15 protein-coding genes are annotated in these 15,169 nt (G+C 58.5%); 12 read left to right on the top strand and 3 right to left on the bottom strand.

Annotated features, from left to right (window positions below; translation table 11 throughout):
* Positions 1-421: 421 nt before the first annotated feature.
* Positions 422-820 carry a hypothetical protein gene (locus tag QQK16_RS05080; RefSeq protein WP_284195340.1) on the top strand — a complete coding sequence of 133 codons (399 nt, stop codon included), beginning with the start codon at positions 422-424 and terminating at the stop codon, positions 818-820.
* 77 nt (positions 821-897) lie between these two features.
* Here QQK16_RS05080 and QQK16_RS05075 read toward each other — a convergent pair whose 3' ends face one another.
* Positions 898-2,172, bottom strand: a complete 1,275-nt coding sequence (locus QQK16_RS05075; protein ID WP_284195339.1) for a hypothetical protein — start codon at positions 2,170-2,172, stop codon at positions 898-900.
* Between the two features lie 348 nt (positions 2,173-2,520).
* Between QQK16_RS05075 and QQK16_RS05070 the strand changes: the two genes are divergently transcribed.
* Together QQK16_RS05070 and QQK16_RS05065 are read left to right on the top strand one after the other, a co-directional pair.
* Positions 2,521-2,997, top strand: coding sequence for an FKBP-type peptidyl-prolyl cis-trans isomerase (locus QQK16_RS05070; protein WP_284195338.1), 477 nt, complete (start codon positions 2,521-2,523; stop codon positions 2,995-2,997).
* A 383-nt stretch (positions 2,998-3,380) separates the two neighbouring features.
* Positions 3,381-3,950 carry a GNAT family N-acetyltransferase gene (locus QQK16_RS05065; RefSeq protein WP_284195337.1) on the top strand — a complete coding sequence of 190 codons (570 nt, stop codon included), beginning with the start codon at positions 3,381-3,383 and terminating at the stop codon, positions 3,948-3,950.
* Positions 3,951-4,021: 71 nt separating this feature from the next.
* Here the strand turns inward: QQK16_RS05065 and QQK16_RS05060 are convergent, their stop codons facing one another.
* Positions 4,022-4,810 (bottom strand): DUF6882 domain-containing protein, encoded by a 789-nt coding sequence (locus QQK16_RS05060; RefSeq protein WP_284195336.1) that lies wholly within the window; start codon positions 4,808-4,810, stop codon positions 4,022-4,024.
* Between the two features lie 666 nt (positions 4,811-5,476).
* Between QQK16_RS05060 and QQK16_RS05055 the strand changes: the two genes are divergently transcribed.
* The gene (locus QQK16_RS05055; RefSeq protein WP_284195335.1) at positions 5,477-5,953 is read left to right on the top strand and encodes a GNAT family N-acetyltransferase; all 477 of its coding nucleotides are present in this window, start codon (positions 5,477-5,479) and stop codon (positions 5,951-5,953) included.
* Positions 5,954-6,048: 95 nt separating this feature from the next.
* Here QQK16_RS05055 and QQK16_RS05050 read toward each other — a convergent pair whose 3' ends face one another.
* Positions 6,049-6,762: a LuxR family transcriptional regulator gene (locus QQK16_RS05050; RefSeq protein ID WP_284195334.1), complete on the bottom strand. Its 714-nt coding sequence runs from the start codon at positions 6,760-6,762 to the stop codon at positions 6,049-6,051.
* 348 nt (positions 6,763-7,110) lie between these two features.
* Between QQK16_RS05050 and QQK16_RS05045 the strand changes: the two genes are divergently transcribed.
* From QQK16_RS05045 to QQK16_RS05010, 8 genes are all read left to right on the top strand, one after another.
* On the top strand, positions 7,111-7,536 hold the full coding sequence (locus QQK16_RS05045; protein WP_284195333.1) for a DUF4902 domain-containing protein: 426 nt from the start codon (positions 7,111-7,113) through the stop codon (positions 7,534-7,536).
* Between the two features lie 621 nt (positions 7,537-8,157).
* Entirely contained in the window at positions 8,158-8,775 is a 618-nt protein-coding gene (locus QQK16_RS05040) for an acyl-homoserine-lactone synthase (RefSeq protein WP_308446983.1), read from the top strand.
* A 404-nt stretch (positions 8,776-9,179) separates the two neighbouring features.
* Positions 9,180-9,350: a sulfonate ABC transporter gene (locus QQK16_RS05035; protein ID WP_368860124.1), complete on the top strand. Its 171-nt coding sequence runs from the start codon at positions 9,180-9,182 to the stop codon at positions 9,348-9,350.
* A 2-nt stretch (positions 9,351-9,352) separates the two neighbouring features.
* A complete protein-coding gene (locus tag QQK16_RS05030) occupies positions 9,353-10,270 on the top strand; it encodes a RimK family alpha-L-glutamate ligase (RefSeq protein ID WP_284195330.1) in 918 nt (305 codons plus the stop codon).
* Positions 10,267-10,878: a hypothetical protein gene (locus tag QQK16_RS05025; protein WP_284195329.1), complete on the top strand. Its 612-nt coding sequence runs from the start codon at positions 10,267-10,269 to the stop codon at positions 10,876-10,878. Before QQK16_RS05030 ends, QQK16_RS05025 begins: the two co-directional genes overlap by 4 nt.
* The gene (locus QQK16_RS05020; protein ID WP_284195328.1) at positions 10,875-12,197 is read left to right on the top strand and encodes a DegT/DnrJ/EryC1/StrS aminotransferase family protein; all 1,323 of its coding nucleotides are present in this window, start codon (positions 10,875-10,877) and stop codon (positions 12,195-12,197) included. Before QQK16_RS05025 ends, QQK16_RS05020 begins: the two co-directional genes overlap by 4 nt.
* On the top strand, positions 12,197-13,240 hold the full coding sequence (gene argC, locus QQK16_RS05015; protein WP_284195327.1) for an N-acetyl-gamma-glutamyl-phosphate reductase: 1,044 nt from the start codon (positions 12,197-12,199) through the stop codon (positions 13,238-13,240). The genes QQK16_RS05020 and argC overlap by 1 nt, the downstream gene beginning before the upstream one ends.
* Entirely contained in the window at positions 13,237-15,168 is a 1,932-nt protein-coding gene (locus QQK16_RS05010) for a M20/M25/M40 family metallo-hydrolase (RefSeq protein ID WP_284195326.1), read from the top strand. Before argC ends, QQK16_RS05010 begins: the two co-directional genes overlap by 4 nt.
* Position 15,169: the final 1 nt, after the last annotated feature.

Raw genomic sequence — 15,169 nt, 5'->3', positions numbered from 1 at the left:
TGTAGTACGCTACCGCCTACACACAGCGCCGAACCAAGGACATGAGACAAGTAGGAGAGCCATTGCATGTCGTTCAGCGCGCATCGACGTAAATTGTTGGACGAGACGGTGCCATTCTTGCACCGGGCATCCCACGCACGGTCCTGCGCGCTGCATGTTGCCAATAAGCTGGGGCTGGCGCGTGAGGCCGTCATCGAACGGGTTGCGCAACAGTCGGGAGTGAGCCTTCTCCAGCCTGAGAATGCCGCCCAATTGCGGGCAGCATTGGCCGTGCTGGAGTCCATGCGCCAGAATAGTTAGCCGCCCAATATTTGGCTGCATGCAGGTCCAGGTCCATCGCGCTGCAGAAGTGGTTTTTGACGGCGTGTGCGGCTAGGCTGGCAGAACCAGCCTAGCTGGCGCTTACTCGTAAAACCATGCCATGCAAACATTACCGCAACCGTTATTGCCCTTACTCGACGCAGCGCTTTCCGGCGTCATTGAATACGGCTTGCTCAAGGAGGCGGCGCTTGCTTCGGCCACTTCTGCGCCGGATGTACTGAATCGGCTTTCGCGTCATGTGGCAATCCAGTATTCATGTGGCGCCATGTGTTTCTACGACGCGGACGTCATCATGAATGCAGTCTTCAGCCTTGGGACCAGTGCACCGTACTGGGCTGATCACGATGCAACGATTCCGCAAGCCATGTTCGAGGTGTATTGCGCGCTTGATCAGGGCGAGTATCACCATCCGGGTGATGCCGAGGATGTCGATCCAGAGGTCAAATACACGCAGCAGCTTATTGCCCATTTCCTCGCAGATCAGCAGCACGATGGCTAGACCCGGCATGGCCTCGTAACTTGTGCTGGACCAGTGCCAGCTTGCCTTTACGCAGTATGTCACCTATCGATGCATCGCTATGATTGCTGGTAGGACGTTGCAGTTGTCCGGCAGTCCAGGCAGATGAAGGCGTAATAGATGCCTTCCGTACCGTCTTCCATGTCTTGATGATCGAGCTGCCCCAGGAACATCATGGTTTGTTCGCAGTCTGGACACAGGGGATACCGAGCATCCTGTATCCACGTAGGGTGCCCTCCAAGCTGCGAGAACGTGGTAGGCAGGAACTCATGTGCGGCAAACAAGGGCGGGCGTTGTGGGCCAGCCCTCAGGACGTTGCTCGGTAGCTTGTCGTATGCGCCTGTATCTGTTGGCAAAGGCGCCGGAAGGATGTTTTGGGGCGACCAATGTGCTTGCCCGCTGTCGTCCACGCACCCGAACACCGTGGCCGCGCATGTGCAACGTTCACAGCAGGCGATGGCGACCGATACACGCCAGTTTTCCAGCTCGGGTAAGTCGCAGGTGTTAGAGCTCAGCTCGAACAGGTTGGTAAGTGGCATCGCGCATTGGGGGCAGTTGTCAGTGCGCGCTATCGTTGTCCTGATGCCGGAATCCGTAGTGTTGGCGCCTCGCTCAAGCGGCGTACAGGTGGAAAAATACAAGTTGCGTCGTTGGCCGCCGCTGGTCAGTTCCCAGCCCGCCTCGCGAGCATAATCCTGCGGGGCAATATGGAGCGTCTCGCCCCAGCCGGGGGGATGACGCACCCATTGGGCGAATTGTTCGACGACCACGGCATCACCTATCCATGCCAATGCCAACAAGACATGATTGCGCTGGAGTACATCGATATCAGACTCCAACCGCGCTAACAGTGCATCCCTCACATCAGGTGGAGAACGATGAAACGGTAGACTCGGCCATAGCGTGCCTAGGTCGACAAATCGTCGCAGGCAGGCATCAAGGTTGGTGTCGGTAAAAGCCGCCAAGCAAAGGCCTATCTCTTCCGCTTCCTCGTGGCGCTCTGTACCCGCCAAATCTGCTGCATGGTCAGCCAAGCAGCGCGCCTCTTCGGCCGAGAGATTGAGGTAAAGCCTGTCTGTTCGCGTCGGGTAGGGTAACCAGTTGATGAGCGGATCGAACGGGCGAGGGCGATGAACCAGCTTCAGTATTTCGACAGGGCTGGTAATGCCCTCGAACGCATACACATCGCGCCGGTGTGCTTGGATATACGCGGCTTTTTCGCGCCTAGCTGCTGCGTGTACGCAGGGCATGCACAGGCCGTCGTTTCTCGCAGCCGTATCCGGCAAGATCCGGTGCTCACAGCTGGGGTTTTTACATCGTACTCGGTCAGTCATGCGGGCCTTTCGTGGCGTCCAGGCATGCTCAAGCGTGTAGGCTTGGTTGGCTTGGCAAGCATGCCGTCTATCTCGTTCCGTTTCCACAAGCCATGAAGCTACGCATGCCGGCACTGGATTGCAAACAGGTAGACGGGCTCCTGGCTATCTATCCGTCTGCCTATACAACGGCGAGTAGATAGACAGCACTTCTAGGCCTATGACCAATTTCTGCTTCCCGTCGGTGCGCTGTCTAAGGAACAATATGGTATTGGATGCAGGCTGCGCCGAGCAAGGCGGGGCTGCATCAGCAAGTTGCTGCGGCCGTAGCAAGTAGCAAACCTTTTACCTACGCAAGAAGTTCTCCCCATGAAGATAGAAAAGAATACTGCAGTCACCCTGCTGATGAAGGTGACTGACACCCAAGGCTTTGTATACGACGAGGGCAAGCAGCCGACGGCCTACCTGCACGGCGGCTACGACAACCTCTTCCCCAAGATCGAGGCTGCGCTGGAAGGGCAGGAGCCGGGTTATCAGGCCACGGTTGAACTGGCCACCGAAGACGCTTTTGGCCAGCGCGATGAAGCGCTGGTGACGACCATGCCCAAGGCCGAGTTCCCGCCGGGGGTCAAGGTCGGTGGTCAGATACAGCGCCGGGGGCCGGATGGCGAGCCGCGCTATTACTTTGTCACCAAGATCAAGGGGCCAACCGTGCTGCTCGATGGCAACCACCCGCTGTGCGGCAAGGCCATGCGCTTCATCCTCAAGGTGATCGATGTACGCGCTGCGACTGCTGAGGAAATCGAACACCAGCATGTCCACGGTGAGCATGGCCATCACCACTAGGCTTGGGTAGCCGAGTCCTTGCTGGCTTGGTGTGCCGTCTTGCCATAGCAGAGGCATTGGCGCCTGCCTGGCAGTCCTTCGCGGGTTTGCCGGGGGGCGCTGGGCAACTGCTGCTATGGCAGTTCCTTGGGCTCCGTAGCATGCTTGATCTTATGTGCTGTACGCCTGCCTGCGGTGAAGGTCGTGCAGCATGCCATGACCGTAAAGTGATCAGATAGATGTCCTTGTTTTCCAATGAGATTGAAAATTTTTGGCGCGCCGCTTTCCTCGGCGGGGAGATACGGTGCCGCGAGGGTAAATTGACGCTGGCAGTAAACCCGGCACTCAGTGAGGACAGGCGGGTAATGCTGCTGGCGACCGCGGATGGCCATACGAGTGCCGTCATGACGCCAGCACTGGCAGACCAACTGGACCTGGGCAGCGGCCAGGGGCTGACCGAGCAGGTATTGCGGCAAAAGCTGCGCGATGGGCAGGTTGCCCTGCATGGCGCCGACTATGTTTTCTATTTTTCCGAAGCCGCAAAGCGTGTGCTGTTGGAAGAGGCCCCGGTACACACCCTACGGCAGCTTACTGCGGCTGATGAGGCGGTGTTTGCCGAATTCCAGATGGCGGCCTCGGAGCAGGATCTGGACGATGCCTATGTCGAACTCGATCACTGGCTGGTATTTGGCGCCTTCGAGGGCGAGCGCCTGGTCTGCGCCGCCAGCATGTACCCTTGGGAGGGCCAGAAACTTGCCGATATGGGCGTGCTCACGCTGGCGTCAAGCCGGGGCAAGGGCCACGCCAGCCGGGTGGTGCGTGCGATCAGCCGCCATGCCTGTGGTCTGGGCTACCAGCCGCAATACCGCTGCCAGGTGGACAACCAGGTGTCCGCCGCCTTGGCCAAGGCGGCTGGGTTGAGTCAGTTCGGGACTTGGGAGGTGATTTCCCCTGATTCGGCAGAAAGCCTGTGAGGAACGCAAGTCATGGCTGGGTGACGGGCTGAGCAGGTACCAGTGCCAGACTGGCGCTGGGCGGGCTTCGTTCACGCCTGGCTTGCGTGGCGTAAATCAAGTATCACCATGAAGATGTAGCCATTGTCGCTTGGTGCGCGGTAGGCGGCGATACCGCCCAGGACGTCGGTAGCAATGCTGGTCATATGCCAGCCATCGGCTTGATCCGCATGCCACAGGGGTACCAGCAGGTGCGGATAGTTGTTGGCTTCGCCTACGGCACGCACAGCGTTGATGCGGGAGCGTACCGGCGCCAGCAAGCTAAAATTGGTCCAGGACCACTTCCAGGTATGGCTAACGGTAGATAGCGTGCCGACAAACTCGACGTCTGCAATCAAGTCAGGTACGTCCGCACCTGAGAACACCAACTGGGCAGTCGCCTGATCGTAGTCCCAGCGAGGGTACTGGTTGATCTGGAAGTCGTCTTGCAAGATGCTTTGCTTGCTGTTAAGCGACTGGCAGCAGTCATCGACATAGGCCTCCCAGGCAATCAGAGCATCACCTGCCAGATAGCCTACACTTTTCGCCAAACCATCGTCGTAGCATCCGCTACACAGCAGCTGTATATCAGCCACATCTGAGTTCAGCTCATTCCACTCGCCTTCACGCTCATAGGCAAGGTTGCACTCACCACACCAGGCATCCGGCCAAGGGTTATCTTCCGCTGGGTAGTCGCAATACCAGGGCTGCACGGGGTCGGCTGCCAGGTGTCGGCAGACAAAAGTCGTATGGCGGCATCCGTGTGTATCACAGCTGATCTGGTTGTCTTCGTCGCTAGCGGAGTTGGCAGCCGTACTCTCATTCATGGCGGTGTTTTGCATTTGTGGTCTTCCCGTTTTCAGATCAGCCTATCAACCAAGCCCACCTCGAACACGATGTGGGCTTGGTTGAAGCCAGGATTATCCGTGCTTTTACCCCTGCTGTTGAGCCCAATAGCAGGGGTAGGTTGGATGTGGCAAGCCATCCTGCCTTATGGGGACGCGCCTGAATACGGCACTTTGTTGCTGTCTGCCCGTTTATTCAGAACAACACCCCCGGCATTGAGGCCTTGATCGCCGGCTCGGCTTTGTTGGCTGCGTTGAGTTGGCGCATGGTGTGAATCGGGTGGAATTTGACTGCCCGATCGTCAGTACACAGAATCATGCCCGTTTCAACGCTACCAAGTGGACAACCACCTATCCGCCGCCTTGGCCAAGACGGCTGGGTTGAGCCAGTTCGGGACCTCTCCCGATTCGGTAGAAATCCTGTGACGAACGTAAGTCTCGTCTGGGTGACGGGCTGAGCAGCTACCAGCGCCAGATAGGCGCTGGGGGGCTTCGTTCACGCCTGGCTTGCGTGGCGTAAATCCAGTATCACCATGAAGGTTAGCCATGGCCGCTTGGCATTTGGGCGCGGCGGGTTTAAAGCACGGCAATGGCGGCCTGCAATCACAATTCCTCGGCGGACCCTGATGTCCGTGCCATCGCTTTAAGGCCTCTCCATCCCCCATGCGTATAGAACTAGAACCGCCCAACCAGCCTGAAGTCGTGTCGCTCATTGCGGAGCTGGATGCATATCAGGATAGCTTGTATCCAGCCGAAGCACGTTACGCGCTGGACCTCTCCGCCCTGCAACAAGAGAACGTCGTGTTTGTCGTTGCCAGGGATGAGGAGGGTATGGCCGTTGCTTGTGGTGCCGTCGTTCTGCAGCTTGAGGTGGGCGAGCTCAAGCGCATGTTCGTGCGCCCAGCCTACCGCTCGCAGGGCGCAGCAGCCAAGGTGCTGGCGAAACTCGAAGCGGAATCATATCGGCGCGGTTGCCGCCTACTGCAACTTGAGACAGGGCCGTATCAAACGGCCGCGCTGGCCTTTTACCAAAAGCACGGCTTTCAGGTATGCGGTGCGTTCGGTGATTACCCCGAGCATCCGCTCAGTGTATTCATGCAAAAGAGGCTGGGCGATGGGGTGTCATTGCAGGCCAGTTGACCACCTTCAAGCCAGTTGACGATCTTTATAGCCCGGATTGAAAAGATCGTGACCAGGCTCTTAGGTGTTCGCAGATCAACGCAACTGCCGGTGTGTCAGAACAACATGCCCAGCATGGATGCCTTGATCGCGGCCTCGGTCTTGTTGGCGGCGTTGAGCTTGCGCATGGCGTTGACTAGGTGGAATTTGACGGTTCGGTCGTCGATACCCAGGATCATGCCTGTCTCCAGATAAGTCTTGCCGGTGGCGGTCCAGCGCAGGATTTCCCGCTCTCGTGCGGTCAGCTCGGAAACACACTCCGGCATCAGCTTGGGCGCAATCAATTGGGCCATCGCACTGTGTACTAGTCGAGTCAGCCAAGTCATGTGCAGTTCCTTGGCGTCCAGTTCTGCCGGAGTGATGGCCTCGGCCGAACGCACCAGTGATAACAAGCCAGTCAGGCCATTCTTGCTCTGGGCCGGCATACACCAGCCATGCTGCAATTTGTGCTGCCGCGCTTCGTCCCAGAACTCGTTATGGGTTTGCGGATTACTGGCAGACCACAGCAACGGCGAAGTTTCCGAGAGACCGTGCTTGACCGTGGGGTCAACCTGGAAATAGTTGCGCTCCACATAACGCTGCGTCCAGCTGTCAGGGTAATCGGATAGCAGAGAGAACTTAGGCATGCTGACCGGAAGGGGGACGCGCATGCCGTAGGAGCAATAGTCAAAACCCAGTTCGCGGACGACCTGCTTTACCCGCTCGAACAGCACAGATTCAGTATCTGCCGATGAAAAAAGATCGATATAGCGTTCGCGCCAGTCATGCATGGGGCGCTGCCTTTTCATTGCACGAGATGCCCGAAAGGACAGTGTGCGAACCAAGATGAAGCCGGTAACATGAAATCATGACCCCACTCCTTTAGAATAATGGCATAAAATGGTATGGGCTCCACGGACTTTGCGGGAGCCGGTTGCGTAAAATAGCGGGCGCGCGCTTGCGCTGCAAATACAAAGGCGATCGGGCATAGGCATTTGTCTCATCGGCCATTGCAGCAATTTACGGTGGTGTGGTAATCCCGGCAGCTAAGGTGATGGCTCGTGCGTTTGATTCACGTAGCCTGGCCTCTGCAGGTGGGCCTTGCGGTTCAGTTGATCAAGCGGATCTAAGGACTACTGATGTTGACGTTAGCCCCCGATGGCCTGATACGGCTGTCCTTTAATGAACTGTGCAGCTTGAGGCTACACCCTTGCATGATCTGGTCAGACAATGATCTGCGGGTGGAGTTGAGTGAAAGCGGCATTGAAATGGTGGACGCTGGTTATTGCGAGTGGGTAAGCGAGATGGGCATGCCCCAGGTGAGCATAGGTTGGGCCTGGTACCGGGGAGAGCCTGGCCAGTGCTTGGCGCTGGCGCCCGGCGGTATCAGCAGCAATGTGATGCTGCGTAGCCAGACGGGCTATGACCTTGGCGCATGTCGTACGGGGGAGCTACTGCAAGACTGGCTGGCCCAGTTATCCTGGCAGGAGCATTTGTCACACCCTGCATCAACGGCATTGCAATGGCAGTCAACGGTAGCCCAGGCCAGATGGGCTTGCCACTAATGTTGCAGGGCCTTGCATGGTTTAGTGCGCACATCCAGTAACCTTGCTTTCAACTTTAGACTGCGTACGTGGTGTTAAGTGGCGCCTGATCTGGCTTGGGTATTGCGGTTGGTTGGAGGTCCGCTAACTGCATGGGTTGCGACAAGTCTCTCCCCACTGCAGATGGTTTAGGGTCAAGGCTGCGAACGACGTGGCTGAAAGACCTTGAACAGGCTCCAAGTGGCGGCCCCCCGGATATTGCACGGCTGTCCGTTGTAAAAAGCACGAAAAAGAACGAAAAGCGCATCTTCCCGCGCTGGCTGCGCAGCGACCGCACTTGCACCATGGCAGGGCGGCTTTTGGCCAGACACCTGCTCCTCGCGAGAAAAAGCAGCAAGGATCTCACGCCAAGTTTTTTGGAATCAGTGGCTTGTGCGCTATAGCGCCTACCGTGGCGCTATAGCAGTACGGTCCGACGATGGGCGCATCTCTGGTGCAGGTGCCTGTGCACGGCCAACTCGTGAAGTATTGCAAGAATAAGGCGATTCCACCTGCCCATATGGGCAGCTACTGCTTCTGACGGCTTGCCTTTCTAATTCGCGCCATCCTTAAAAAAATAAGATAGGTTGCGAGATGCTGCAGATGGTTTCTGGTACCCGGGAACAATTGCGGGTTGAGGTGGAGGTCTCGTTAGCGCAATACCGTTATCGGGTATTTGTAGAGGAATTGGGGTGGCCGTTGAAAACCGAGCATGGTCTGGAGCGTGATGCTTTTGACCGTGATGACACGGTTTATGTGGTTGCCCGAAATAACGAGGAACGAGTCTGTGGTTGTGGACGGCTGTTGCCCACCACAAGGCCTTATCTCCTGAGCGAGGTTTTTCCACATCTGATGGGGGGTATTCCCCTGCCGCATGCGAGCGATGTTTGGGAGCTGTCGCGGTTTGCCATCAGTTCGCCGAGTAATGCCGGCCTCAGTGTTGCCGATGCATGGCGCAACACCTGTGCGCTGATGGCCGACATCGTACGGGTCGCCGCCAGTCACGGCGCCAAGCGGCTGATTGCTTTTTCGGTGGTAGGCAATGAGCGCCTGTTGCGCCGCATGGGGGTCGATGTACACCGGGCTGCTGCGCCGCAACTACTGGACGGCAAACCGGTACTGCCCTTCTGGATAGAGATCAACAAACAAACCACAACTGCACTGGGCATAACGCTCCCCACCGGAGAGATGCCTGCTGCAACGGAAGGCAGGCATAGCTAGGTCACGGACTTACCCACCTCAAGCGCCGAAACCCCATTTTGACGTTGCGGTGCAAGCTCGTGTAACACGCTACAGCGCTAAATTGCTAGATAAACAATCCTTTTAAAAATCCGGTTAAGCATTGATTGATACGTGTGTCGGGCTGGCTTCAATTGAAGGCGGGTACAGGCTGGGCGCAGGAGTAATAGAAAGCTGGAGCGCTACTCGGGATGTACTGAAAAGCGGATTTTAAAGGTAATGCTAGTTGTTTTGGTTCCATGGTTTTACCCGATTTGAATAAATCCGGGGCAGGCTGCGGAATTTGGTCGCCATATTTCATTGCAGTGATGTGATTGCAATGTGTTGGTGATGATTGAACGGGCGCAGTCTTTGCGCCATATCACACAAAAAAGAGGAGTAGGAAATTGGAAAGTGAATGCCTGGTTTGTTCTGAAGAATTCAACGTGGCTCCCGACACCCTGGCGGGCGAAATACTCGCCTGTTCGGCCTGTGGTCAAGAGCATGAACTGTTGATGGTGGATGGCAGCCCTAAGCTCGGGCTGGCACCTGAAATCGAGGAAGACTGGGGAGAGTAAGCATGCAGACCGGTACCGTACTAGTCGTACTCACCAAGATCCGGCCTGAAGAGCGCGCCATCATCACAGCGCTGGAGGCGTTGGGCATTAATGTGATCGTTAGCGTCGACGGTCGTGATCTCGGTTGGCTGTTGCAGGGGAACGAGCGTGCACAGCCACATGTTGCGATGTTGCGGTGCCTGTCGCAATCGAGAAACGTCGAAGTGTCGAAGCTGCTGAAGGCTTGTGGTATCCCCACCATCAACAGCAGCGAATCGATCAGCATCTGTTGCAGCAAGGTCGCGCAGGCGCTGATTTTCAAACAGCACGATATCCCTGCGCCTGAATCCTGCATCGCCTTCAGCGGTGAGGAGATTGTTCGTCTGGGCGAGCAGTTCGGCTATCCCTTCGTCCTGAAACCCTCGTCCTCCTCGTGGGGGCGCGGGGTGACCCTGATACGTAGCCGCGATTGCCTGGAGGCCTGGCTGTCGGCGTGGGAAACCCACGATGCCAGCTATAAGGAATTCCCTGTCGTGGTGCAGGCATTCGTGGAAAAGCCCGGCTATGACCTACGGGTTGTGGTGGTAGGTGATCAGCCTCTGGTGGCCTTTCGGCGAGCGACTGACCACTGGAAGACCAATACCCATCTCGGTGCGAGCGTGGTGCCGTGCGAGATCACTGAGGCGATACGGACTTTGACCATGCAGGTGGTCGAGGCCATTGGCCCGGGCATCTACGGGCTCGATCTGTTTGAGCAGGTCAATTCGCCGGATCTGCTGGTCTGCGAAGTCAACCAGAACCCGGAGTTTGCCCGTTCTTCTCTTATTCACGGTGTTGATGTTGCAGGTGCAATTGCTTCCTGGGTTGGCCACGAGGTGGCGATCTATGAGCCGGCATTCCTGATGATCAACCCAGTGCAGCATTCAATGGTGGCCGCGTGAACAATTTTCAGCAATCCCTCGTACTCACTCGCGTCATGACCAGTGGCGTGGTCATGAGCATAGAAAAGAACGACCGGCAGTTGCCCGGTCTGGAAACACAAATCCGCAACAAGGTCGATCGCCAGTATGTGGCCTTGTTCAATTCGGTCACAGGCGCCATCCACGCCGCCTTACATGGTCAGCAGATCGGCTTTGGTAGTAAGGCGGTGTTTCCTCGAGTCAGCCAGCGTGAGCAGAAATTCCTGACCTGGCTGGGCGTGGGCATAGAAGAGAGCACCAGCATACCGCGCACCTACGGCATGGCCTCGATCGCCTGGCAAGACGCCGGGACGACGCTGGATGCCGCCGTTGCTGCCGTTAGCCACGACAAGGTGCAGGTGCTGGACTTTACCGAACTGGGCTTTGGCCCCTGTGCGGCCATCGCCACCAATGATGAACAGATCTGGAAGCGGGCTGAGCGATTGAAGATTTTCGGTGCATTCGATCTGCGGACCATGTGGTCGCAGGCGGAAAGCGAACCCGAGATACAGCCCACCATACAGTTCAACTATCGACTCAGCCCGCTAGTTGCCGCCTGCGTACGTCAGGCCATCCAAGGAAACCAATGATGCAAACCGATTTTCCTGCACTGCCACTGCCGTGGCCGACCGACGACATGGCCCAACAGGAACTGGCCCATCTGGGCGGTAATCCGGTGATTGGTCATGGATTCCGCAAGACGCTTTTCCCGGTGATTACCAAGGAGGACGTGCTGCAGATGCAGATCAGCATCCTGCGCAACCACTCCAACTCGGAAGCCCAGTTCACTGAAGACTACCGTAACTATGTGGGTGCGAAGTACGCCATCGCCACGGCGAGCGGAACCTCCGCACTGCACCTGGCCTTGGTCGGTGCCGGCGTGACGCCGGGCGACGAAGTCATCGTGCCCTGTTTCACCTTTATTGCTACTGCCCAGGCCATCGTTGCAGCCAAAGGCATCCCGGTATTTGTTGATATCGACCCGGTGAACTATTGCATCGACGTAGCGGCGGTGGAAGCGGCCATTACGCCCCGCACCCGAGCTGTCATGCCGGTGCACGTGCATGGTCTGCCCGCCAATATGCCGGCCTTGCGCCAGCTCTGCACCAAGCATGGGCTGCTACTGGTAGAGGACGCCTCGCATGCTCACTCGGCTGCCATCGACGGCACCATCTGTGGTGCACTGGGCGATGCCGCCGGGCAGAGCTTGATGGCTGACAAGAACTTCCCAGTGGGTGGCGAGGGCGGTATCGCCTTCTTCGCCGACGAAGCGAAGTACAAGCGTGCCCGGGCCTTCCTGGAGGAAACAGGTATCGACTACAGCATGTCCGGTATCGTCGCGGCGTTTGGTATCAGTCAACTCAAGCGCCTGCCGTACTACGACGCCATCCGCCAGCGCAATGCCGCCTACCTGACAGCGGAGCTGGCCAAGACGGGGCTGTTTACCGGCCCTGAAGTGCCGGCCACTTATGTCCATGCCTACAATATGTACCGTATCGCCCTGCATCCTGCCGCCGTGGGGCTGGACGACCTGCCCATCCATGCGGTCAAGGGCGCAGTACAGGAGCTCCTCGTGGCCGAGGGCGTACCGGCGCGTGAATGGCAGAACAAGCCTATACCGGGACATCTGCCATTCCAGAACCGTCAGGGCTTCGGTCAAGGTTACCCGTTTACCTTGAGCCAGCGCGACTTCAGCGAATACTCACTGGATCGCTTTCCCAATGCACTGAAGATGCTGGCTTCCACGCTGACCCTGTGCCGAGAGCTGCGTTCGCCGGTCGAAACCGAGCGCATCCAGTCCTACGCCCTGGCATTCCACAAGGTTGCGGCAAGGCCCGACGCGATACGCAAGCTGGCCACTGAAAACACCTACCCCCTGCCTTACGAGCGCGACGGCAGGCTGGGTTGATGATGAAGACTGTCACTGTTTCCGTCCTGGGCGCTGCCGGCTTTGTAGGGGGCGAGTTGATACGCCTGCTGCAGTCGCACCGGCACGTCCAGCTGGTCGATGTCACTTCCCGCGCGCGCGCAGGCCAGCCCATAGGTCGCAGCCTACCTGCATTGCGGCATTTTCCTGAAACTGGCAGAAAGCGCTTCGCCACGATAGAGGCGATGCGCGAGGTGGATATTGTGTTCTCCTGCCTGCCCGGTGGGGTGCTGCCCAAGATCATGGAGCAGATCCGTCCCAAGGCCAGGCGCATCATCAATCTGGCTGGTGACTACCGGCTGCGTGATCCAGCACTACTAGCGCGGCACTATCCAGAGACGGCCGTCACTGGCGTTCCGGCTGACTCCCGCTATGTTATTCCCGAGCTGTGGCAGCCTGAGTATGCCGACAGCAGCCTGCTCAACCTGCCTGGTTGCATGGCGGTGGCTACTTTCTACGGTCTCTATCCGCTGGTGGCCCGTGGTCTGGTTGAGAGCGAGATTGTGGCGGAAGCCAAGACAGGCTCCAGCGGTAGCGGCAAGGAAAGTGCCGAACACCCGGCCGAGCGCAGCCACAACTATCGGCCCTATATGTTGTCTGGGCATAGGCACGAGCCTGAGATCATGCAGGCCTTGCATGATCATACCGGCCACCAGGTGGCATTGCGTTTTTCGGCAGGCAGCCTGGACAGCCCTCGCGGTATTGCAGTGTCGTCCTTTCTGACGCTGCGCGAGGGGGTGACCGAGCTGGATGTGCGCAAGGCCTTCTTCAGTACCTATGGGACTACCCGCTTTGTGCGCTACCTTGGACCCGCTCAGGGGCCGTGGAGCATGCCCATGCTCAAGACCGTGGTTGGCTCAAATGCAGTGGAAGTGGCGACCGATATTGATGGTCGCCGCTGCACGGTGGTCAGTGCACTGGACAATCTGATCAAAGGCGCAGCCGGGCAGGGCATACAGGCCATGAATCTGGCTGAGGGCTTCGACGAGGATGAAGGCCTGTCGCACGGGGGGATGTGGCCATGACCGCCGCCTTGAATCCTGCAGCCAGCAGCCCCGTGCCTGGCGCGCCAAGCAGTCTTGCAGCACCTCGCCAGCGTGCCCGCGAGCCGCTCTATGTCATCAAGGTGGGTAGCGCTTCGCTCGATGCCGGCAGCGGCATATTGGACGAGATCGCGGTCTTGTCGCGGGCAGGCCGGCGCGTGTTGGTCGTCATAGGCGGCGGCAGTGCCATCGCCCGGCAGTACGGGATGGAGTCGCGGACCATGGCTTTCCATACCCTTGCCAATGGCGATGTGGTGAGGACCGCGACCGCCGATGATATCGGTGTGCTGGTGCGTGCCTACCAGGGCCAGGTCCTGCCGCCCATACAGAATGCCTTGCAGCAGTTGGACCTGCGCGCCTTTGCCGCACCAGCCTACAGCCTGGGCCTGGTGGAGGCCAGCCGTAACCGCCCCATCAAAGTGATGCGTGATGGCAAGACCCTGGTGGTACGGGAACACCTGGTCGGCACCCCCTCGCGTTGCCGTACCGAGCTGCTGCTGCATCTGCTGGAGCACAATGATGTGGTCTGCTTGACGGCCCCGGTGGCAGAGGAAGGCGTGAATGGCGGCATACTCAATACCGACGCCGATATGCTGGCGGCTTTCCTTGCCACGGCGCTCAAGGCCGACCACATTCGCTTCGTGACATCGACACCGGGGATACTCCGGCAGGTTGACGACCTGAGCTCGCAGCTGGCCGACATCTTCCCCGGTGAGCCGCTGCCCTTCGTGCAGGGGCGCATGAAGCAGAAGATGCGTGCCGCCAACCACGTGCTGGAACATGGCATCGCCGATGTGGCCATCGTAGGCCCCCATTCGGTAGCCAAGCCGGCGGGTAGCACCCGGGTCTGGCCGCTGATGCCACCCGATCCCGCATTGAAGCTGTTGACCCAGACGGTCTCCATCAACTCGGTTTCGATGGATGAGACCGAGGCGGTGGAATGGCTGGTAAGTCATTGCCTCAGTCTGGGCATTGCCGCCTGGCGCGACGATGCCGGTAACTTCGTCGCCAGTAAGGGCGAAGGCGCGGACCATCTGCTGTTGCTGGGGCATATCGATACCGTACCTGGCCCCTGGCAGCCGCTACTCAATGCAGAAGGGCATTTGAGTGCGCGTGGCGTGGTCGATGCGAAAGGCTGCCTGGTCAACTTCATTGAGGCGCTGATCGCCGCCGACGTTCCTCCTCATGGCCGCCTGACGGTGGTGGGTGCGGTGGAGGAAGAGGTGTCGTCCTCCAAGGGGGCATTCCATGTGCGCGACACGTTGGTGGCGGATGCCGTGGTGATCGGCGAGCCCAGCCGTGCCGATACGCTGACCCTGGGTTACTACGGACTGCTCAAGATCCGCCTCCTGGCTGCGGTGCCGCATGCCCACTCGGCTGGCAAGGGTGTCGTCTCTGCGCCCGATCTCATGGTAGAGACCGTAGCGCGCTTGCGTACCCATGCTGACGAATTCGATCCGGAAGGCATCAGCGCGCTGATCTCCACCAAGAGCTGGAGCGACCCGGCGCGACAGTACGCGGAAGGCATACTGAATTTCCGGGTTTCGCCCCAGGCTGATCTAAAGGGCCTGCTGGCTGCAGTGGAGGCCGCCGGATCGACGGAAGTGCGCTGCGAAATACTGCGTGCTACGCCAGGCTATAGCACGCCGCGTACCTGCAATCTGGCGCGTTGCTTTACCCGCGCGTTTGCGGCGACCAGCACGCCGCCCCGTTTTGTGGTCAAGAAGGGCACCAGCGACATGAATACCCTGGCCACCCGCTGGACAGGGGTGGACATGGTGGCCTACGGCCCGGGGGACTCTGCCCTGGACCATACCGACCATGAGTTCCTGACGGTAACGGAATACAAACAGGCACGCCACATCCTGGATCTGGCCATCAACAACTGGTTCGCGAGCAGGGTGAAATGAA

Source organism: Chitinimonas prasina, from assembly GCF_030160395.1.
Taxonomy (GTDB): domain Bacteria; phylum Pseudomonadota; class Gammaproteobacteria; order Burkholderiales; family Chitinimonadaceae; genus Chitinimonas; species Chitinimonas prasina.
The sequence above is the reverse complement of the archived record's forward strand: the minus strand, read 5'-3'. Positions and strand labels throughout refer to the sequence as shown.